The sequence below is a fragment of the Rhizobium sp. PP-F2F-G48 genome, from assembly GCF_004342335.1.
Classification (GTDB): domain Bacteria; phylum Pseudomonadota; class Alphaproteobacteria; order Rhizobiales; family Rhizobiaceae; genus Ferranicluibacter.
The window spans coordinates 1-20916 of record NZ_SLVH01000021.1; the positions used below are offsets into that span (position 1 = coordinate 1).

Here is a 20916-nt window from a genome sequence, read left to right on the forward strand (position 1 = left end):
ATAAATGGTCGATCCTCATCATGGCATCGCTTTGCCGCGGACCGATGCGCTTCAATTCCCTGAAACGGGAACTGGAAGGCGTCACGCAGAAGTCCTTGACGCAGGCTCTTCGGCGTCTGGAACGCTCCGGCATCGTCGCCAGACGCGTCATTCCCGTGTCCCCTGTCGCCGTCGAATACAGCGTCACCCCTCTGGGCGAAACGCTCATCGAACCGTTTCAGGCGCTGTTCCAATGGGCGAGCGTCCACAAGGACAGGGTCAAGGCGGCGCAGAAGGCGTTCGATGGGGAACCCGAGGGGCACCATGTTTCGAAGGCGATCACATTACGGATGGCAGGTTAGCGAACGTCGCCAGAGGCCGATTGCCCGATCTCTATCGATGAAATTGCGACATCAGCTAATCTTGGCGACATCCGTCGACTACCGGTGTCGACCTTGGTCTTCTTACCCATTCGTGCAGCGTGGCTGGCGAACAGTCAATCTTGGCCGCAATAGATGAAACGGCAGCCCACCGGGACGAGTGTTCTGCCTCGTGATCCAGCACCATACGAATGGCACGTTGACGGACGTCAGGTGAAAACTTGTTCGTTGTCTTGCTCAGTGGCTCCACTTTCTCAGAAGTTGGAGCCTCCGGCGAACCCGGCGCGGTTCAAGTTGTTGCGGCATTACGGCTCGACAATTGTGCAAACCGTAGGGCTAGATTCACGGAACTCTCACACTATTTTAAATGTTGCCCAGCATGCTTCGCTTGATGATCGGGATGGGGCTATGTTTGCGCGTCTTAAATACACGCGTCCGAATTGCTTGAAGCCAGTCGGACTACAGAAGACCGAAAACACTTCGGTCATGGCTACCAGGAAGACCCCGAGTCTGCGGGGCTTGGAGCAGGCGTTGCTGACCGCAGCGGTCTGGCCGGCCTTTCAGCCCCTTGTCGATCTCCAAAGCAACGCGATCATTGGGTTCGAGGTCCTTGCTCGCTGGACCGATCCCGTAGAGGGCGCGATCGCACCCTGCGAGTTCGTGCCCTACGCAGAAGCCAACGGTCTGATCGACGCCCTGACACAGAAAATGATACTTGATGCATGCCGGCAGGCCGTGACATGGCCGGGTTCCTTCGTGCTTGCCATCAATCTCTCCCCGATCCAATTCAGAAGCCGCGACCTTTCGGACTTTTTGATCACTGCCATCGCCGCCACCGGCTTTCCGCTGGCGCGGATTCATATCGAGATAACCGAGAGCGCACTTCTGGAAGACAACGAGAATGTCCGCCGGACGATCGCTAAATTAAAGGCAGATGGCATTGGTCTCGCGCTCGACGACTTCGGGACCGGTTTTGCGAGCTTGACGCAGCTCCACGCCTTCCCGTTCGACAAGTTGAAGATCGACATGAGCTTCGTCCGCACACTGGAAGAGGACAGCGGCAGCCGTAAGATCATCGCCTCCGTGATAGGCCTCGGTCAGAGCCTTGGGATGACGGTCGTGGCCGAAGGCGTAGAAACGGAGCAGCAGGCCGTCATTCTCAGGCGGCTCGGATGTGACGTCGGACAGGGCTGGCTTTTTGGGAAACCGCTTGATGCGTTGCAGACTGAGCGGCTGTTGGCATCGCGAACGCAACAGCCCCTCTCGCCGCGGGTTAATGGTTCTCTGTTCCAGCGCGTTCATCAGCTGGACGCGCTGTACAGGGCGGCTCCAATTGGCCTTTGTTATATCGACGCCGATCTGCGGTACATCAGCGTGAACCAGCGCTATGCAGAAATGCTCGGCTCGTGCCCAACCCAAATGGTGGGCCAGCCGATCGATCAGTTTATGCCGGATCGGGAGGCGCGTCATCTAAACAGAGACCTGCGGCGTATCCTCGACGGCGAGTCGATGGTCGTGGATGAGTTCAAGATGGCTGGAACGGCGAACGCATTTCTAACCATCCATCAGCGCGTTGATGACGACGCCGGCCAGGCGATCGGCATATCGGGCACAGCGATCGATATTACGGACCGAAAACTCATCGAGACTGCCCTGCAAGAAACGGAAGATCACGCGCGTTGGTCGATCGAACTGAGCCCAAACATCACCTGGTCGAGCGATGCGCACGGCACTGTCAATTATATGGGACCAACGCCCGACGGCTCCATTAGGAACGTTGTAGACCGTATCGCGGACTGGCAGGGCCGGATGCACCCAGATGACCGGCAACGGGTCCGGCGGGAATGGCTTGAATGGCTGCCCACCGGCAAACCTTTTGAAACCATGTTCCGGATGCGTTTGAACGACGAGACTTGGCGGTGGATGCTAAGCCGAGCGCGCCCGCATCACGACGGCGGAGGGGATATTGTCAAATGGTATGGCCTGATAAGCGAAGTGGCTGTCCAAGAGCACCTTGAAGCAACAATTGCGAAATTCCATGAACTGGGGCGCAACGAAATCTCCGCGGCGGAAGCCGTGGCTCCCGCCAATGCTCCAGAACCGGGGATACCGGAGACGCTCTTCGTGTCGATGCTGATGAGGATGTTCGAATTTGCTCCAATTGCGATGTCGATCACGACCAGCGACACCAAAACATCCAGCTATCTGAAAGTGAACGACGCATATCTTCGCTTGACCGGGCTGAAATGGGACGACATCCGGGGCAAGAAGCTCACGTCGGAAGGCGCTGCAATTGACAACCCCGCGCGCGACAGGAGGCATCGTCTTCTCGCTACGAATGGCGCGTATGAACTCGAAGAAGTCGATATCGCCTACGCCGACGGTACTGTCATCCCAACATTGATCTCCGCCCAGCGGACCGTGATTGACGGAACGCCGTTCGACGTAGAAGTGATAATTGACGTCTCCGCACGGGTGAGGCAGCAGCGCGAGATCGAAAGCGCGCTGAAGACCTCGGCACGCACCGACGCTCTGTCGGGTCTTCCCAATCGGGCTAGTTTCGATGAAGCTCTGGCGGAGGCCGTCACCCGAAACCTGCAGAACGATAGAAAGCTCGCCCTGGCCTATATCGACCTGAACAAGTTCAAGGTGGTCAACGACACACACGGGCATTCCGCAGGAGACGAGGTTCTAAGAATTATTGCCAGACGACTGCGAGAGAACTTTCGTGCAACAGATTTCATCGCAAGAATAGGCGGCGACGAATTTGTTGTCATGCTCGACATCGACCGCAAGCTAGCGGGGGATCTGCAGCCTTACTTGCAAAAAACCATGGAGCGGATCTTCAAGCCGATTCCGATAGGCGGCCAGGTCACGTTCACGGGCGCAGCCGTCGGTGTCACTTTCCTCCAGGAAAATGATACTGCGAAAAGCTATGTCGAACGCGCCGACGAGTATATGTACATCGCCAAGACAACTGGCGAGCGCGTTGCCGTCGTTTGTTTTGGACAGTTCCTTGAACCATCCACCCTATCCGGCCGAAACTCGACTGCCAGAGCCAAGATCCGCTAGGTAACCTCGTTTGCTTCGCCTTAAACATGCCGCGCTTCGCGCTTCTTGGCCTGCTGCGGGTCTCATGACTGAACAGCCTCGCGTTTCGTAGACACCCTCGGGTTACATTTTCTGCTGCTTTTCGAACTCGACGGGCGACAGCATCCCGTTTCTGACATGTTTGCGCTTCGGGTTGTAGAACATCTCGATGTAGTCGAACACGTCTTGCCTATGTTCCGGCAAAGAATTTCACCCCGATGTGGGCGCAAATAGCTGACCCGGTTGGAAAGCAAAGAACGAAAACGCTTCAGCATGTTACTCCGTAGCGTCTGGGGTCATCCTTCCGCGCCGAAAAGGGTCAAACTTGGAAGCCGGTTTAAAACGGGTTCCTCGACGTGGAGCCGCATCTGGCGCAGACCGCGCCGCGGATGGCGACCAGCGCTGCCTGCGGCTTCCCCTACGCCAGCTCGTGTCCAATCCTGTAGGCAACGCCATAAGCCACGGCGCCGACGATCAGCCAATTACGATCGACGCCATGCTGGACGACGATGGGACTTTACATTGTCGGTATCGAACAAAGGTAAGGCCATATCGACGGACAAGATGCAGAAACTGTTCGAGCCGTTTATCCGGGGGATATCAGAAGCATCCAGCAAGGCCTGGGCTTGGCCTGCACATCGCGTCTCAGATCGCGAAGGCCCATGGTGGGTCTCTTTCGGCAACCTCGAACAGTGTAGAAACAAGGTTCACGTGTGCCATGCCAACGTTTGAATTGCGCCACGGTCCAACAGCTCTGTGATGGATGACCAAACCGCGTCGGCAAAGATATTGCGTGCCTAGCTGTTCAGCTTGTCCGACTGTGCTGGCTGCGGCTCGAGTGCGGAAAGCCTGTCGTTGGCGGCGTCCATGAGAGCGGTCACGAACTCAACGCGCTGCCATCCAACGAGATGAGCTTTCTCGACAAGCAAGTGAACCGCGTAGTCTGCAACGAGTCTGAGTTCCTCGTCCCGTTCCTTGTCTCCGAGCGGCCGTACGGGAGGATCGATGATCTTCGGCTTCCTAACTGGTGGGAGACCGAGGCGGACGGGTTGGGCGCTCGGCTGCCATTTCGTTGGCCACGGGCAGAAACCGGAAAAACTCCCGCGTTCACCATCCCCGCCATGTCCGGTTGACACACCTCGGTCTCGGACAGGGAAGTAAACAGTCCCTGCTTGGTTCCATAGGTGTTCGCTCAAAATGCGAGCTTCGATTGAAACTCAATGTTACCGGGCTACAGTTCCGGGCCTTGATCACTCAAGCTCCGCCGCGGGCTATGAACGCATTGGCTTTGACGCCGTGAGGGCATTGTGGCAGTCTTTTCCTTCGATAAAAACATACGTGCGAGCTTGGCAGCGTGCCGTCGAAACTGAATCGAGATGACTTTGCCTGACATGATTTCAACGGGGAATACGGGTCTCGACCGCGTCCTGACAGGCGGCCTCCCCGCCAACCGGATGTACCTGTACGAAGGCGCGCCCGGTTCGGGCAAGACAACCCTGGCCCTGCAGTTCCTGCTGGAAGGCGCACGGCTCGGAGAGCGCGGTTTCTACATCACGCTTTCGGAAACCAAGGAAGAGTTGACGGCAGTCGCCGTCTCGCACGGATGGGACATCGGCGACTTCGACGTCTTCGAATTCAACTCGGTGAAGGACGTCTTCGGGGACGACCGCGAGCAGTCCATTCTGCACCCCTGGGAGATGGAGCTCGGAGAAACTGTTCGCCTCATCCAGGACGAAGTCGAGAGGGTGCGGCCCCAACGCGTGGTGTTCGACAGCCTATCGGAGATGCGTCTGCTGGCTCAGGAGCCGCTCAGGTACCGCCGTCAGGTTCTTGCCCTCAAGCAGTTCTTCGCGGGCCGGGAAACTACCGTCATTCTCGTCGACGACATGACGGGAAACGAGAACGGCCGCGACGCCCAGCTCCATAGCCTCTGCCACGGCGTCGTGACACTCGAGCGCCTGACCTTGGAGTTCGGAGCGGCAAGACGCCGTCTGCAGGTGCAGAAGTTGAGAGGGGTCGACTTCACGGCGGGTTATCATGACTTCCGGATTCTCAAAGGTGGCATCGAGGTCTATCCGCGACTGATGGCGTCGGACCATCACACCGAGTTCTCCGGAGACGTCACACCGAGCGGCGTGGCCGAACTAGACAAGCTGCTGGGCGGCGGTCCCATGCGGGGCACCAGCACGCTGGTGACCGGCCCTGCTGGCAGCGGCAAGACGACCATAGCCCTCCAATACCTGAACGCCGCCTGCGAACGCGGTGAAGCCTGTACCGTCTACGAGTTCGACGAGCGGATCGGCACCCTGCTCGCACGCGCGAAAGCCTTCAGCCTCGATCTGCGGAAGCATATCGACAGCGGTGTCCTTGTCATCCAGCAGATCGACCCGGCCGCCATCTCTCCGGGCGAGTTTGCGACACGGGTTCGAAACGAAGTCGAACTGCGCGGCTCCCGCATGATCGTCATCGACAGCCTGAACGGCTACATGGCCGCGATGCCTCAAGAGCAGCAGCTCATCCTCCAGATGCACGAACTCCTGTCGTACTTGAGCCAGCAGGGCGTTGTCACGTTCCTCATCAATCCGCAGCATGGGCTTGTGGGATCGATGGCGACCAACCTCAACATCTCCTACGTGGCAGACTCCGTGGTGCTCCTGCGCTTCTTCGAGGCGGGTGGTCGCGTTAGAAAGGCTATCTCCGTCCTGAAGAACCGCGGCGGTGAACACGAGGACGCCATTCGCGAACTACGGATCGACAGGAACGGAATCCGCGTCGGCGAGCCGCTTTCCGATTTCGTCGGCGTCCTGACCGGGACTCCGGAATACAGGGGAAATCAGAAGCCACTCATGGAAGATCGTCGAAGTGACAGATGATCGTGGTTCGGAAGGAAGACGCATCCTGGTTTGCGCTCCTTTCGGGCGCGATGCAGAAGGCCTTCTTTCGCTCCTGAAGGAGCGAAACTACGATGTCCAAATCTGCCCCGATGTGCAGGTGGTCGCCGCTCTCGTCGGCAACGACACGGGGGCGGTTCTTGTCACGGAAGAGGCTCTGGCGAAAGGCGTCGATAGCCTTCGGAGTGCCTTGGAGAGCCAGCCTCCGTAGTCGGACATTCCGTTCGTGCTCCTGGCGGCCGCTCGGACCAGTCGAGCGCCGAGCGAAAGGCTTTCCAAGCTTTCCCTGTTCGACCTCGCAAGCAACAGCGTCGTCCTCGAGCGCCCGTTGGGCCGAGCGTCGCTGTTCAGCGCCGTCGCGTCGGCGGTGAGGTTGCGCGAGAAGCAGTTCCGGATGAGGGACAGACTGGTCGAACTCGACAAAAGCGAGGCTGTTCTGCGCGAACTCAACCGCAGCCTTGAGGAACGGGTGGCATCGCGTACCGCGGAAATTGAAGAGCAGATCGCCGCCCGCGCCCTTGCGGAGGAATCCCTGCGACAGTCACAGAAACTGGAAGCCGTCGGTCAGCTCACGGGTGGCATCGCACACGACTTCAACAACATGCTCACGGCCGTCATCGCAGGCATCAATATCTCCAAACGCCGGATCGCCGCGGGTCGTTTCGATGAAGTCGACCGCTTCATGGATGCCGCGTCGAAGTCTGCAAGCCGTGCGGCCGCCCTTGTCGCCCGCCTGCTCGCGTTTTCCCGCCGCCAGACACTTGATGCCCGGCCTCTCGATACGCCGTCGCAGCTATCTCAGACGTGCCAGCTTCTGCGCAGCACCCTGCCGGAGAACATAGTCATCACTCTGGACGTGGAGTCGGACGTAGGAGCGGTATTCGCCGACGCGACCCAACTTGAAAGCGCTCTTCTCAACATGGCGATCAACGCCAGAGACGCAATGCCAGATGGCGGGCGGCTTCACATAAGGGCACGCTGATCGCTCGTCACCGCTTCTTCGGCGGGTCGCGTCGTCGGCATGAGGCCCGGGCCTTACGTGGTGATCGCCGTCACCGACACGGGTGTCGGAATGCCGCCTGACGTCTTAGCCAAGGTCTTCGAACCGTTCTTCACCACCAAGCCGATCGGACAGGGAACGGGTCTGGGCTTGTCGATGATCTACGGCTTCGCACAGCAGTCAGGGGGGCAGGTCCGTGTCGAGAGCGAACCCGGTGAAGGAACGACGGTCGAGCTCTTCATGCCTTCCTCGGAGGTAGCAGAGGAGCGGGAAGACTATGAGATCGGTCACTCCTTTGAGGTCGGACGGGGCCAGACCGTCCTTCTGGTGGAGGATGACGAATCGGTCCGCCTCCTCGTAGCCGACATCTTGCACGAACTCTCATATGTTGTGATCGAAGCTCCTGACGCCGATGTCGCTATACCCGTACTGAGGTCCGAACGCCCCATCCACCTCATGGTCTCGGATGTCGGGCTTCCGGGCATGAATGGTCGTCAGCTTGCCGAGGTGGCTAGGGGCTGCCGCCCCGACCTTCCCGTCCTCTTCGTCACCGGATACGCGGAAAACGCCGCGACTAAGGCTAGCTTCCTTGGGACTAACATGGCGATGATCTCAAAACCGTTTTCCGTAGATGCGCTGGCGACGAAGATTAACGAGATGACCGCTTCCACCGCGCATATTTCCCGAGGCGCTTAGCCTCGGGACTGAAAGTTGCATCCTGACAAAGGTCAGTCTGGGCTGATCGTCGATGGCGGTCTGGTATCGATCGGCGACTGGGCCTCGCTGTCTCCCGCGAAATCCTTATCCGCCTCTTGGTTGACCTTGATAACGTCCTCTGACTCCTGGTCTTCCACGTCCGGTTCGCCTGCCCGTCGCCAGTGATCGTCATGACGTCCTTCCGGTCGCCCTTCTTCTTCCCAGATACGATAGGCCTTCTCTCGCTGGTTGTTGTCATCCTGTGACATTCGTATGTCTCCCTGTTTGAGGCGCGTTATAACCCTCTGTAATAGGCGTTGTTCCGTGCCCCGTCCGACGGAGCCGCTATGCGCTGTCGCCGCATGCGAACCGCTCGGGGCGGAGCTGACCTGTCAAGCGGAACTGGTCGCCCGTTTCACAGCTGGCCCGCCGGCTTTCAGACAGGACGCGATAGCAATGGTGTAACCGCTTCCGCCATGCCGACTCTCATGAGCACCTCTCCGGTCCCGTCGGAGATATGGATCGCATAGATACCCACAGGCTCGCCAGCCCTCAGCCTATCGCCTGCGATCTCGCGGAAATACTCCACGGCAGTGGGACGTGCGTTGTTAGCTCAGGTGCATTGCTGCCCCTCCTAGTCGAGGATCAAACCGACAGTGCGCCGGACCTGGAAAAACCTCTGCAGGGTGCTTTTTTTTGACGGAAACTCCAACAGCCTTGGTCTCTTAAAGTTTCGGTTAGCACCGGACGAGGCATTCACGTCAGGCGGGCCTTGATAGAAAAGAACAGCCGCTCTTTCGCAACCTTGCGTACGAGGTCCGCTCCGTCGTCGCCATCCGGTTCCTCGGATCGCAAGGCTTCATAGACGTCTCGCAAACGCTTTGCCGGGTCGCATCCCGATAATTGGCTTGCGCGCTTTCGATCTCGCCTCTACTCCGTTGGGGCGGGCGCATGGCGTCGCAACATCCGGCCAGAGAGTTCACATTGGATACGCCCGACGTCCACGAAGAACCTTCCCCACGCGCGCCGGAAACTCGGCCGTCGGTGCAACTCCTCTATCGTCTTCAACAACAACGACTCTTGGCGGAGTTCGGATACTTTGCGTTGTCGACGGGGGACTTCGGAGCTCTGCTCCAGGAGGCGACGCGCGTCGCGGCGCAGGGACTCGAAGTCAAATTCTCAAAACTTCTCGAACATCGCGGCAACGCGGCTGGGTTTCTGGTCGTTGCAGGTGTCGGCTGGAATCCCGGTGTCGTGGGTAGAGCCACTGTCGGGGACGATATGGAGAGTCCGGCGGGATACGCATTCCATTCGGCTCAGGTCGTCATTTCGAACCACTTGGCAAACGAGCAGCGTTTCAGGACCCCGTCGTTGCTTGTCGAGCACGGCGTGACCCGCGCGATCAACGTCATCATTCAGACCGAGGAGACGCGTTACGGCGTACTCGAAGTCGACACACCGAGCGAAGGCCGGTTCGACGAAGACGACGCGTCGTTTCTGAAAGGCCTGGCAGCTCTGCTGGGGGTGGCCATACAGCGTGACCGTCGCGAAGCCGAACTGAAACGCAGCGAGAACGCGTTGAAAGCAGCCATGGCGTTCCAGGAGGTCCTCACTCAGGAAGCGAGCCATCGCGTCAAGAACTCACTGTCGATCGTCGCGGGACTTCTTTCCATGCAGGCGAGGACCTCGAAAAGCACCGAGGTCTCGGTCGCTCTCCGTTCTGCGGGAAGGCGCGTCGGAACCATCGCCGCCGTCCATGACCGCCTTTGGCGGAAGAACCAGGCACGCGCTGTCGATCTCGGGGCGTTCTTGGATGACCTATGTGGCCAGTTAGCCGCTTCGACGTCTGGCAACACGGTCGAATGTCGTTCGGTGGCTGTCGAAGTCGCGACGGAGCAGGCTATGAGCGTTGGACTTCTCGTGAACGAACTCGCGACGAACGCCTTCAAGTACGCCTACGATGAGACCGGTGGACATGTACAGGTCGAACTCCTGTCCAATGGAGAGGGCGGCATGCGGCTTTCCGTGAGTGACAGCGGCAAAGGCGACCCGGCAAATTTCGCTTCCACTGAAACCGCGAGTCTCGGCTTAAAGCTGATACGTTCGCTCGGCGACCAACTAGGCGGAAACGCAAACTGGCGGAACGGGCACCCGGGAACGATATACGAGCTAGACTTCTCAATCGTGCCGCCCATGGCCGCCGATGACCAATTGGCGAACCCTGACGAGACCCGCTAACGCGTGCCGGAAACTCCAAGGCGCGAGAGGCTATCAAGGAGACGCTTGTACTCGTATGGTTTTTCCACGAAGAGCGTACGTCCGGGAAGCGACGTCTTGGCAGGCCTCATCATGCCGGACGTAATGATCACGCCGATGGTCGGCCAACGCTCCGCGACCTGACGGCTGAGCGCCAGACCGTCCAGACTACCGGGCATGTTGATGTCGCTGAAAACGAAGTCGATATCAGTGCGGCTTTCTAGAAGGCGTAGGGCCTCGTCCGCAGAACCTGCCTCGAGCACGTCGAAGCCTTCGTCTGCAAAATAGTCCGCCGCGTCCATGCGTATGAGGATTTCATCCTCGACGACGAGAATCGTCGAGGGGATTGTCAACTTCTGTGCCATCTGGTCCCGCTGAGCTCGATGCCTCAATATGGTCTTTGGCAAGCGATTGACAAGGCGGTTCGCGACGTCGAGTTAACGTCCGCGTCGTGGTCACCGTTGGACATGCCTGGCTTCAACCCTGTACGGCAGCCGTCGCTGGCTTTTCGCGGTTCATCCGTAGCAGCTCCCACACCTGCATGTGGCTCAGGCTAAGGTTCGAGGTTCGAGGTTCTCAGAGACAGCAGATCAAGCCAGAGGTCCATTTGCTTTTCCACGCTTTCTCCAAACTCGCATCTGTCGCGAGTTGGCGACGATCGTCTTCCGCAGTCATAAGGGGACTGATCCCTAGACGACGCCTTTGTCATCGGTCGCCTTGGCGCCTGCCGCAAGCCGAAGGGCACGCAGTCTATCTGTTTTAAGCCTTCTCTCTTCGGACTGCGCGGAAAGCATATCTTCCACGACCCTCTTTGTCTCGTAAACATCGCCCAAGGCCGCCTGTCCTTTGGGACGTCTCTTTTTGATCTTCTCGTCCATACGACGAATCCGGAATGAAGTTTATTTCAGGGACCGCAAAATCTATTTGCCACCTGAAAATAGTCAATGCCTCTCGATATATGCATTTCATATCAATAAGTATTTCCAGAATTAATTGAGTTTTACTCACGCCGCGGTGCAAGACTAAGGCTCTGGGAAGCGAAGTGGTCGCTAGTTGGTGACAGTGCTCTCGGATTAAAGGACGGCCTTTGATGTATAAAGGCTAACAGCTTTGCATATGCAGGATTTCCGAGAACCTCAGCTTGGTCATAACTCACGTCTGTTTTCCAAGCTTGGATTTCGAGATAGGGGAACATGTTTGCCTACCCGCAGTTGTCGGGTGCTCACGAACCCGTGAAGTGCAGGAGACATAACCATGACAACGCCTATTTCCACGAACCTGTCCCACGACACCGTGCGCGATGTTGATCCGGGTTTGACGGCCGGACTTCATAAAGTGTCCTGGGGCGCAGTTTTCGCTGGCGTCGCCATCGCACTTGCCGTTCAATTCCTGCTGAACCTTCTTGGCGTGGGCATTGGTGCGGCGGTGCTTGATCCAGCGACTTCCGACAATCCCGCGGCGGGCACTTTCTCGATAGCCGGAGGTATATGGTTCGTCGTCGCTGGCATTGTCTCCGCCTTCGTAGGTGGATACGTCGCCAGCCGCCTGTCAGGCCGTCCCAGCAACTCGACAGGCGGCTATCACGGCCTGACGTCCTGGGCCGTCACGACCCTCGTCGTTCTGTATCTGCTGACGACATCCGTCGGAGCCATCATCGGCGGTGCCTTCAATGGCTTAAGCAGCGTCATCGGCGGCGTCGGCCAGACCGCGGCGACGGCCGCAGGCGTCGCGGCACCCTCGATCGCGAGTTCCGCGAATCCGATGGCTGGCATTGAGCAGCAGCTCCGCACGTCGACTGGCAGCGACCCGAAGGCCCTTCAGGACGCCGCGATCGCAGCGGTACAGGCAGCGGTGACTGGCGACGAAGCGACTGCCGAAGACGCCCGGGTTCGTGCCGCCGAGGCGGTTGCCCGATCCCAGGCCATTCCCGTCGATCAGGCCCGCGCGCAGGTCGATCAGTATGAAAAGACTTATCGAGAGAACATGTCTGCAGCCAAGCAGCAGGCCATCGATGCGGCACAGGCTACGACGGCTGCCGTTTCGGCGGGCGCCATCCTGGCATTCGTAGCGCTGATCCTCGGCGCGATCGCCTCGTGGTTCGGCGGAACGACGGGGACAAAGCGAAGCGGCTTTGTCGAAAAAGCTACCGTACGCCGGACCAATTGACATCGGGCCGGAATAGTCCGGCTCGGCGATATACTTAAAGGAGAATACCAACATGGCTTCTACAAAGACGCTCGATGAGCTCTTCCACGACACTCTCAAGGACGTCTACTTTGCCGAGCGCAAGATCGTCGAGACCCTTCCGAAAATGCATGAGGCTGCGACAAACGGACAGCTGAAGGCGGCTTTCGAAAAACATCTCGGTGAAACGCGGGTCCACGTCGAGCGACTGGAACAGGTGTTCAAGATCATCGGAAAAACCCCGGAACCGAAGACGTGCGACGCCATCCTCGGTATCACGAACGAGGGTGCGGAGATCATGGAAGAATACGAGGGCTCGCCAGCGCTTGACGCCGGACTCCTCGCCGCGGCGCAGGCCGTAGAGCATTACGAGATGTCGCGCTATGGCACCCTTCGCACATGGGCGCTGGAACTCGGCCTGAACGATGCCGCGGGAATCCTTCAGACGACGCTCGACGAAGAGCAGGCAACGGATCTAACTCTGACTTCTATCGCGACGTCTGTCGTCAATCAGAACGCCGAAGGCTGAAGCAGATTTCCACTCATAGTACGGAAAGGGCTGCCGATGGCAGTCCTTTCGTCAATCCGACGAGGAGAACCGGCAGGGCGGGGCAAGCGGTGGAAGAAATACTCTTTTAAAGCGCCTCAAAGGAATGTGGGCTGCGAACGCGCCCGCCATTTCGAGCAAGGCGGATGTACCCGTTGTTCACCCGGTATCTCCCTGAGCGAGGAGCGCAGCATCCACTATAATTTCGATCAGGTAGCGGATAGATCCGCTAGGGTGACGAAAAGGCCTACTGAAAGGTCATCAAACAAAGTCGCCTGTATTTTGGCACCAAACATGAGACGCCCGCTCTCTGCACCGGATCGGAATCAGAATGGCACCGAAGCAGCCGCATCGAGCGTTAGTGCAGTGTGGAGACTCAGACCGACGATCACCGCGCGCCCCTTAAGATGTCGTTGAGGAGGAATTGGTTTGGATAAGCGCTTCTTAATATGTCAGTTTTAGCTCAACTTCCCAATAGGCCGACCTTTAAGAAGCAGTGCCTCGTATTAGCGATACCGACACACGTGAAACTCTCACTCATGTTGGTAAAAGCCATCAGTATAGGCTCTTCGCATCACTCGCAAATGTTGTGCGCGTTAAGCCTCTCTGGAACCGAGTTCACCTGACATGATTGAAGTTGTCTCACGGAGGCGATTTTCATGAAACCTGCACTTCTCGGCGCTGTCTCACTTCTTGCTATCCTCACGCATCTAGCCCCTGCCCACGCTCAGCAGGGCGATGGCACCGAGGTCCAGATCACGACAAACGTCTTCAAGCCCAACAAGATCTTGCCGACGAGTGAGCGGATCGGACAGCTAAAACTTCCTGAAGGCTTTACGGCGACGCCGTTCGCGCAGGGACTTGGCAATGCCCGCATCGTCGCAGTGTCTGACCAGGGGTTCATCTATGTCAGTCGGCGGGAAGAAGGCGATGTCCTTCTCCTGAAGGATGAGAACGGTGACGGCAAAGCAGACAGTGCACCCGTTAGGGTCGCTGCCCGCGCGCAAGCCCATGGTCTCGCGATCAAGGGCAACCAGCTCTACCTCGTCACGGTAAAAGAGGTGTTCGTCGCCGATATCAAGAAGGATGGCACCCTCGGACCACTCGAAATGATTATCGGGGATCTGCCCGACTCTGGCCAGCATCCGAACCGGGTCATGGCATTCGGCCCGGATGGTATGCTCTACATCAGCGTCGGCTCGACCTGCAACGCCTGCAAGGAGCAATCCCGAGAACGCGACGATGCTGCGGGCGACGCCAGATGGGAAGAGCCGAACGATCTTTGCCTCGGGTCTTCGCAACACGATCGGCTTTGATTGGAACCCCAGGACCGGCGAATTCTGGGGGCTCGATCACGGGATTGACCTCATGGGCGACGAAGTCCAGCCGGAAGAACTCAACAAGCTTGAGCAGGGCAAGCAATATGGTTGGCCGCATGTGTTTGCCAAGGGTGACATCTATCCGCAATCGACGCCTGTCGGCGGCGTGACGAAGCAGCAGTGGCGCGACCAAAGCGCGCCAATGGTAATCGGCTATACCGCGCACGCCGCACCGATGCAGATGAAATTCTACACGGGCACGTCCTTCCCCGCGGAATATGCCGGCGACGCGTTCGCAACCATGCGCGGCTCATGGAACCGCAACCCGGCGTCCGGCTACGAGATCGTCCGCATACATTTCGAAAACGGTCAGCCGAAAACGATCGCGCCGTTCCTGACGGGCTTCCTGACGGACGGAGGCAAAGCGCACTTCGCACGCCCCGTCGGGCTGGCCGTTGCCAGGGACGGGTCGCTGCTGATGGCGGACGATGTCAACGGCGTCCTTTACCGAATCGCCTATTCCGGCAATGCGGACAAGGCCAACGCTTCCCCGGCCGCGCCTGCCGACGTGATGGAGGCGCAGGCGGCAAAGGGATTGAACGTCCCCCTTTCCATGGATCGCCCGGAAACCAAGTCCACAGGTGCCCTCGCGGTGTCGTCTACGGGCTTCAAGAATGACGGCATGATCCCGCAGAAGCATACCGAATACGCCGATGGCGTCTCTCCTCCTCTGACCTGGAGCGCAGTGAAAGGCGCTGTATCCTACGCGATCGTCATGGAAGATCCGGATGCGAAGCCCACAAAGCCTTTCGTGCACTGGCTTGCGTGGAACCTCCCAGCCTCCGTCAACAGCTTGCCCGAGGGCCTGCAGGAACAGCTTCGACTGGTTGAACCAGAAGGCGTTCTGCAGGGCCGCAATACATCGGGGACCCACGGCTATTACGGCCCGAAGCCGCCAGTCGGCGATCCCGCCCATCGCTATCATATCCAAATCCTTGCCTTGGATGCGATGATCGATCTTCCGTCGACAGCCGATCGGGATGCGCTGCTGGAGGCCGCTTCCGGACACGTCCTTGCAAAGGGCGAGCTCGTTGGTCGCTACGCGCAAGACGTCAAGCCGCCGAAGCGGTGATGCCCGGCGACAAAAAAAATACGAGAAAAGAATCGAATATGACCACAACGATCTCGGCACTTCGCAACGCAAGCTTTGCTTTCGCTCTTTTCGCATCTCCCGCCGCCTTCGCGCAGCAGGCCACACCGGATCCGCAGATGCAGGCCGTTCTCGACGCTTTGAAGGACTTGCAGGCGAAACCGTTTCACACCATCGGCGTACCGGAAGCCCGCACACAGGCAAGCGGTGCGGATGCTGCCCGAACCGTTCAGCGGGATCGCAAGATCTCGTCCAACCCGGAGGCAAAGGTCGCGACACGCGACATCGCCATTCCCAGCCCTGCAGGTGCGCTGCCCGCGCGCATCTACACACCCGAAGGCAAGGGACCGTTTCCCGTCGTCCTCTATTTCCATGGAGGTGGGTGGGTCGTTGCAGATCTCAACACCTATGACGCAACGCCTTGGGCGCTCGCACTCGGATCGAAGGCGATTGTCGTGTCGGTCGACTACCGTCACGCGCCCGAAAGCAAGTTTCCGGCACAGCATGACGACGCCTGGGCGGCCTATATCTGGACCGTGGAAAACATCCACCAGATGAACGGCGATGCCAAACGCATCGCCGTTGCCGGCGAGAGCGCCGGTGGCAACCTTGCTGCGAAAGTTGCCTTGATGGCCAAGGAAAAAAAGACCACCCAGCCGGTTCACCAGCTCCTGGTCTATCCGATCGCCGGAAACGATCTCGACACGCCGTCCTATCGCGAAAATGCAGAGGCTGCTCCGCTCGGAAAGGCCGACATGGCGTGGTTCATTTCCCATGTCTTCACCGCGAAAGATCAGACTTCCGACCCGCGCATCAACCTCGTCGGTCGAAGGGACTTTGCCGGACTGCCGCCGGCAACGGTGATCACGGCTCAGATCGACCCGCTACGCTCAGAGGGACAGATGCTTGCCGAGAAGATGAAAGCGGCGGGCGTGACCGTAGACCTGGTCGATGTCGCGGGCGTCACGCATGAGTTCTTTGGAATGGCCAAGGTCGTGGACAAGGCCAAGGCCGCAGTCGATGCGGCGAATGCCAACCTCGTCAAAGCCTTCGGCAAGTAAGCTTAAGAGGAGCAAGATCATGACACGAACATTCTGGACAAGATTGGCGCTCGTTCTCCCGCTCGCAGCGCAAACGTTTTGCGCGGCATCGCTGCAAGCGCAGGAGCTGAAGCCAATGCCCGCCGGCGACGCCGCTCCAATGATGATCATCGATCGGGCCACCTTCGTCCCCGTCGTCGCAGGCGCAAATGCATTCGAGGTACAGTCAAGCACTTTAGCTCGGGATCACGCCTTGAACAAAGACATCAAGGAGGTTGCCGAGATGATCATTGCCGATCATACGAAAGCCGGCGAGAAACTGAAGGTAACGCTCGAAGGCAAAGGCGTGCCGCTACCGGAAACCCAACTGGCACCCAAGCATCGAAAGATGATCGAACAGCTTCAGGCCGCGAAGGGCAATGATTTCGACACGCTGTATCTCGATATGCAGGCCGAGGCCCATATGGAAGCCGTCGCCCTCTTCCGCACCTATGCAGGCTCAGGTGACGATCAGGCGCTCGTCGGGTTCGCAAAAGAAACGCTACCCAACCTCGAGACGCATCTTGCGCATGTGAAAATGCTGATCGAAAAGAAGTAGTTGCGTCTCCAGTTTGACAAGCGGATAAAGAGTCGCCTGGACAGCCCACGCCGGACGATCTACGGGTCGCGGATCGGCGGCATTTCGTTAGATCGGCTCTTGCTGAAATTGCGTACGCGTAAAATCGTTGAACCATAAATCTGCCTATGCAGCATCTCGAATTGTCGCCTTTTCCAATTCTGCCGACAGCCACGGATCGACAGACAGATCTTTTCGGATCAGGCCATGGCTCCAACGGCTACGCGACTGAGGCGCGTGCCTTGGAGGACAATCGACGATAGGATACCAGCATATGCCAACGATGTTGGCCCCATGAAACCTGGCGATATCGACCTGCTCGATGACATGCCGCAACCATGTGCCCTTGTTCAGTCCCGGATGCCGACGGTGATGGATGGGATGGCCGTCGTGCCAGCTCGTTTCTGACACCATGATCGGCATGCGATAACGTTGCCACGTCGCCATCAGCACCTTCACGAGCGATGTTCTTGCGGTATGCGGATAATAGTTGGTCCCGATTACATCGACATGGATGGCAGAGACGATCGCATCGGTCGCCTCAAACTGACGGTCGCCCACACCGGTAATCGGATCATTCGTGAGGATACCGATATCGGGATGATGATCGCGCGCGACGCGGGCCATGGTGATCGCCATCTCGATGGCCTCATGTCGAGGCACTCCAGCAATTCGAGGATAGAGGGAAGGTTCGTTGACGGGGCAGAGCCACAGCCTGTCCGAGCCGTTGACAGCGATTGATGCCTCGGCAGCGATCCTGGCACAGCGGATCGGATCCTGATTGCGATGGTAATGCGACAGATCCCAAATGGCTTCGATCGATGCCTCCTTTGCAGCGGCAAGTCGCTCGACGACGTGGTGACCGGGCACGAGCCCGTCGCGTATCGTCGCTATCCGATGGTCACGAACAATTCGGTAATGGTCGAGCATGCGGGATTGGGCGGTGTGTCTGGTCGTAACTAGGAGATCGTGACGGCCGCCGTGAACCAGACCGCACTCGAAACCCGCTATCGCGAAGCTTCGAAAGACCGGCTTGGCAGGAAAAAGAAGGGAATGCTGCAGTGGCATGACACCTTTCGCGACCTCGTTTCTCGATGTAGAGGCCGTCAAGATTCGAACATGCCTTCATCGCTCTTCGAACAGACTGACGCCACTCAAGAGGACGATGCCTCACAGATAGAGACGTGCAAAGTCAATCCTGTCCGACGTCGTCAACGCCGCGATATTGTGGCGGTGGATCTTGATCGGGAACAATGCAAGTGTGGCCCGGTTGGAAAAGACCTCAAACGGAAGGAACTTCCATGTTTATGAGAGTCGACCAGCTGCAGGCTAACCTGCCGGCACCCAAGCGCGCGGACCCGAATGCCGCCGCGGCCTTACAGGAACTGCTTGGAGGCAAATACGGTGAGATGTCAACGCTTGGGAACTACATGTTCCAGAGCTTCAATTTCCGATCGAAAGAGAAACTGAAGCCGTTTTACAGCCTCGTGGCGGCGATCACGGCCGAGGAACTCGGTCACGTCGAACTCGTCAGCAACGGCATTGCGATGCTGAACAATGGCCCGGATGTTCCGGACGGCGACGCTGGCGATGGCGGCGACATCTCAGGGGCCCCGTTTGAAGATATGAAGGACATGCGACTTGCAGCGGCCTTCCTGTCAGGGGGTGGCGGGGCGATGCCGGTAAACAGCAACGGCTTCTCCTGGAACAACGACTTCATCACCACGACCGGAAATGTCGTGCTCGATTTGCTACACAACTTTCATCTTGAATGCGGCGCACGGCTTCACAAGCTACGCGTTTACGAGACACTCAGCGATTCAACGGGCCGAGAGGTCTGCGGTTATCTTCTCGTGCGGGGATCGGTGCATGCACACGCCTACGCTCTCGCATTGCAGAAGGTGACAGGTGTTGATGTAAAGAAGTTTCTGCCAACCCCAAACATCCCGCTCGACAAAATCCCGGAATGCCAGAAGTACCTAGACGAGGGCTCCCATCGCCGCCTCTACACTTTCAGTCCCAATGACTACAAGGAGATGTCCGGCATCTGGGGTAACGGCGAAGTAGCGCTCCCTACCGATCCGCCAGGGGAGCTCGAAGTGGTGGATGGGATGCCCGAAGGCGGCAAGATCCACCAGCTTGTCGGTGTGCCGTCCGCGTTCACGCCCGATTACGCGCCCGAGGAAATGTTCGAGATCGCCGAAAAGCTCTATAAGAAGTCTCGGTAACTAGCTTGGGGAGCATCGTTTTGGTGCTCCCCCGTTATGTCGATGAAAGGGTCGTGCTCAATGCTCTATAGGTCGTAGGGAGCTCGATCTCAGGAAGGGGTAATGACTGGGTTATCTCAATGCCCATACCCCTTTTTTCACCGATCGGCGTTCGTGTCCTACAGTCGCCCGAACGAGTGAGTGAAGCGACCTCCATATCCCACACGTCCGCGGCGGTCGTAGTTCCAAAAATCACTGGCAAACCTAGCGCGTTTCACGTGTATTATCCGAGTCGCCGCCGGAATCTGACACAGTCGCTTTCCTGAAGCTCGACGGATACGAGCTGATCGCCCGCTTGCGCCCCAACACTTGCGCTGTTGGAAGCTATCCAAACCTATATCTGCCGCAGGGGAAGCTTCACGTCTACTCAGGTGTGACGGGCGAACTTCTTTGCTGACGCGACTGAGACAACAAGGTTGCTGGACCAGCCCAGGACCCGGCCGTAAGCCGGTTAGTTACAGCCATCGCAGAGCGTTCTTAGAATCGCGATACCGTGGTATGTCGTCGCGCGTTGGAGCGCCGCATGGTGTCCACGGGATGGAGTGCAACGGCGTCCCGCGCAGAATCGAGTCGGTCGATCGCTTGCATTCGATGACCCGAGTTATGAGCCGAACCCGCAGCGTTTCTACGGCCGTTCGGATGTAGGAGGGCTTAAAAGACGCAGGTGCTTCACTACGAAATCGTGGTCGTCGACGTCTGGAAGGCCGCTAATTGTTGCCGTGCCGATCAGGTTGCCGTCCGTTTGAAAGATCGGTACCGAACCGCCGAAGGCCGCAAATAGGTCGGGAGAAAGTCCGTAGCGGTGGTGGAATTCGTAGCCCTCTTCCTGCGTGAGAAGCCGCATGTAGAGCGAACTGTGGTGGAACCGTTCCACCACGCGCCGCTTGCGTTCAGCCCAGTGCCGGTTGTCTTCGGAGGCCATGGCAAGGCGGGTGAAGAACACCGGCTCGCGCGCGATGGTGACCTCGATTGCGACCGGCAGGCGGGCGGCCACCGCCGCTTGCCGCATGAGCGTTCCAAGCGCCCAAGCGTCCTCTGCAGTGAAGCGGGCGACGAATCCCTCGCGCTCTTGCACGAGAAGGTCAGCGGATGTCCTGTTGTCCGGCGGGGTCACAATGGCGTCCTTGAAAGGGGAGATGGGTTGGGGACCGAAATGTCAGATATTTGAAAGTTTAAAACAGCAGAAAGGCCCTGAAGTCGTTGACGTTCGTGCCGGTCGGCCCCGTGTCGAACAGATCGTCTGAAAGGTAAAACGCGGACCAGGCGTCGTGTCGCGCGAGGTGGGCACGCGGCTCGCTGCCAGCCGCCCGGATACGCGCGGCAGTTCCGCCATCGCAGAAGGCGCCGGAATTGGTCTCCGAGCCGTCGATCCCGTCCGTATCGGCCGCAAGCGCGGTGATGCCTGTGGTGCCGTCGAGGTCGATGGCAGCGGCCAGCAGCAGTTCGGTGTTTCGCCCGCCTTTGCCCGCACCCTCGGGTCCGATCGTGACGGTCGTTTCCC

At 58.5% G+C, this 20916-nt stretch carries 19 protein-coding genes and 2 pseudogenes; 13 read left to right on the forward strand and 8 right to left on the reverse strand.

Translation table 11 applies throughout. The annotated features are described in order from the left end of the window. A partial coding sequence (locus tag C8J36_RS24145) for a helix-turn-helix domain-containing protein (protein ID WP_132537820.1) occupies positions 1-341 on the forward strand: 341 nt, incomplete at its 5' end. Between the two features lie 97 nt (positions 342-438). Here the strand turns inward: C8J36_RS24145 and C8J36_RS24150 are convergent. Then, positions 439-600: pseudogene (locus C8J36_RS24150) on the reverse strand (IS3 family transposase); the annotation flags it as partial. Positions 601-890: 290 nt separating this feature from the next. Between C8J36_RS24150 and C8J36_RS24155 the strand changes: the two are divergent. Next, positions 891-3431: an EAL domain-containing protein gene (locus C8J36_RS24155; protein WP_165915166.1), complete on the forward strand. Its 2541-nt coding sequence runs from the start codon at positions 891-893 to the stop codon at positions 3429-3431. 102 nt (positions 3432-3533) lie between these two features. On the opposite strand, the pseudogene C8J36_RS24160 reads toward C8J36_RS24155, so the two are convergent. Next, positions 3534-3647: pseudogene (locus tag C8J36_RS24160) on the reverse strand (IS3 family transposase); the annotation flags it as partial. Positions 3648-4825: 1178 nt separating this feature from the next. Between C8J36_RS24160 and C8J36_RS24170 the strand changes: the two are divergent. The 3 genes from C8J36_RS24170 (at position 4826) to C8J36_RS25545 (ending at position 8036) form a co-directional block, all read left to right on the forward strand. After that, positions 4826-6322 carry an ATPase domain-containing protein gene (locus C8J36_RS24170; protein WP_132537822.1) on the forward strand — a complete coding sequence of 499 codons (1497 nt, stop codon included), beginning with the start codon at positions 4826-4828 and terminating at the stop codon, positions 6320-6322. A 244-nt stretch (positions 6323-6566) separates the two neighbouring features. Next, positions 6567-7322: a hypothetical protein gene (locus C8J36_RS25540; RefSeq protein ID WP_245506725.1), complete on the forward strand. Its 756-nt coding sequence runs from the start codon at positions 6567-6569 to the stop codon at positions 7320-7322. 57 nt (positions 7323-7379) lie between these two features. Next, positions 7380-8036 (forward strand): ATP-binding protein, encoded by a 657-nt coding sequence (locus tag C8J36_RS25545; protein ID WP_245506726.1) that lies wholly within the window; start codon positions 7380-7382, stop codon positions 8034-8036. A gap of 32 nt (positions 8037-8068) precedes the next feature. On the opposite strand, the gene C8J36_RS24180 is transcribed toward C8J36_RS25545, so the two are convergent. Further along, on the reverse strand, positions 8069-8305 hold the full coding sequence (locus C8J36_RS24180; RefSeq protein ID WP_132537823.1) for a DUF2934 domain-containing protein: 237 nt from the start codon (positions 8303-8305) through the stop codon (positions 8069-8071). Between the two features lie 682 nt (positions 8306-8987). Between C8J36_RS24180 and C8J36_RS24185 the strand changes: the two genes are divergently transcribed. Next, the gene (locus C8J36_RS24185) at positions 8988-10274 is read left to right on the forward strand and encodes a histidine kinase dimerization/phosphoacceptor domain -containing protein (RefSeq protein ID WP_132537824.1); all 1287 of its coding nucleotides are present in this window, start codon (positions 8988-8990) and stop codon (positions 10272-10274) included. On the opposite strand, the gene C8J36_RS24190 is transcribed toward C8J36_RS24185, so the two are convergent. Both C8J36_RS24190 and C8J36_RS24195 read right to left on the reverse strand, forming a co-directional pair. Then, positions 10271-10657, reverse strand: a complete 387-nt coding sequence (locus tag C8J36_RS24190) for a response regulator (protein ID WP_132537825.1) — start codon at positions 10655-10657, stop codon at positions 10271-10273. The two genes, C8J36_RS24185 and C8J36_RS24190, sit on opposite strands and share 4 nt — an antisense overlap. Positions 10658-10981: 324 nt before the next feature. Beyond that, positions 10982-11170: a hypothetical protein gene (locus C8J36_RS24195; RefSeq protein ID WP_132537826.1), complete on the reverse strand. Its 189-nt coding sequence runs from the start codon at positions 11168-11170 to the stop codon at positions 10982-10984. A 376-nt stretch (positions 11171-11546) separates the two neighbouring features. Here C8J36_RS24195 and C8J36_RS24200 point away from each other — a divergent pair, with 376 nt between their 5' ends. From C8J36_RS24200 to C8J36_RS24220, 6 genes are all read left to right on the forward strand, one after another. Then, complete coding sequence (locus C8J36_RS24200) at positions 11547-12458, forward strand: PhnA-like protein (RefSeq protein WP_132537827.1); 912 nt, start codon at positions 11547-11549, stop codon at positions 12456-12458. Between the two features lie 52 nt (positions 12459-12510). After that, positions 12511-13005, forward strand: a complete 495-nt coding sequence (locus C8J36_RS24205; protein WP_132537828.1) for a DUF892 family protein — start codon at positions 12511-12513, stop codon at positions 13003-13005. Between the two features lie 677 nt (positions 13006-13682). Then, entirely contained in the window at positions 13683-14339 is a 657-nt protein-coding gene (locus C8J36_RS25215; protein ID WP_207897624.1) for a hypothetical protein, read from the forward strand. After that, the gene (locus C8J36_RS24210; RefSeq protein ID WP_207897626.1) at positions 14266-15474 is read left to right on the forward strand and encodes a YbhB/YbcL family Raf kinase inhibitor-like protein; all 1209 of its coding nucleotides are present in this window, start codon (positions 14266-14268) and stop codon (positions 15472-15474) included. The genes C8J36_RS25215 and C8J36_RS24210 overlap by 74 nt, the downstream gene beginning before the upstream one ends. A 38-nt stretch (positions 15475-15512) precedes the next feature. Further along, positions 15513-16553: an alpha/beta hydrolase gene (locus tag C8J36_RS24215; RefSeq protein WP_132537829.1), complete on the forward strand. Its 1041-nt coding sequence runs from the start codon at positions 15513-15515 to the stop codon at positions 16551-16553. Between the two features lie 19 nt (positions 16554-16572). Then, positions 16573-17130, forward strand: coding sequence for a DUF4142 domain-containing protein (locus tag C8J36_RS24220; RefSeq protein ID WP_165915167.1), 558 nt, complete (start codon positions 16573-16575; stop codon positions 17128-17130). Positions 17131-17274: 144 nt separating this feature from the next. Here the strand turns inward: C8J36_RS24220 and C8J36_RS24225 are convergent, their stop codons facing one another. Further along, a complete protein-coding gene (locus C8J36_RS24225; RefSeq protein WP_132537831.1) occupies positions 17275-18216 on the reverse strand; it encodes a hypothetical protein in 942 nt (313 codons plus the stop codon). A 233-nt stretch (positions 18217-18449) separates the two neighbouring features. Here C8J36_RS24225 and C8J36_RS24230 point away from each other — a divergent pair, with 233 nt between their 5' ends. Continuing rightward, complete coding sequence (locus C8J36_RS24230) at positions 18450-19376, forward strand: manganese catalase family protein (protein WP_132537832.1); 927 nt, start codon at positions 18450-18452, stop codon at positions 19374-19376. A 664-nt stretch (positions 19377-20040) separates the two neighbouring features. On the opposite strand, the gene C8J36_RS24235 is transcribed toward C8J36_RS24230, so the two are convergent. Together C8J36_RS24235 and C8J36_RS24240 are read right to left on the reverse strand one after the other, a co-directional pair. After that, positions 20041-20529, reverse strand: a complete 489-nt coding sequence (locus C8J36_RS24235; protein ID WP_062594406.1) for a heme-binding protein — start codon at positions 20527-20529, stop codon at positions 20041-20043. Between the two features lie 58 nt (positions 20530-20587). Next, the coding region (locus C8J36_RS24240; RefSeq protein ID WP_281029275.1) for an MOFRL family protein at positions 20588-20916 on the reverse strand (329 nt) is incomplete at its 5' end.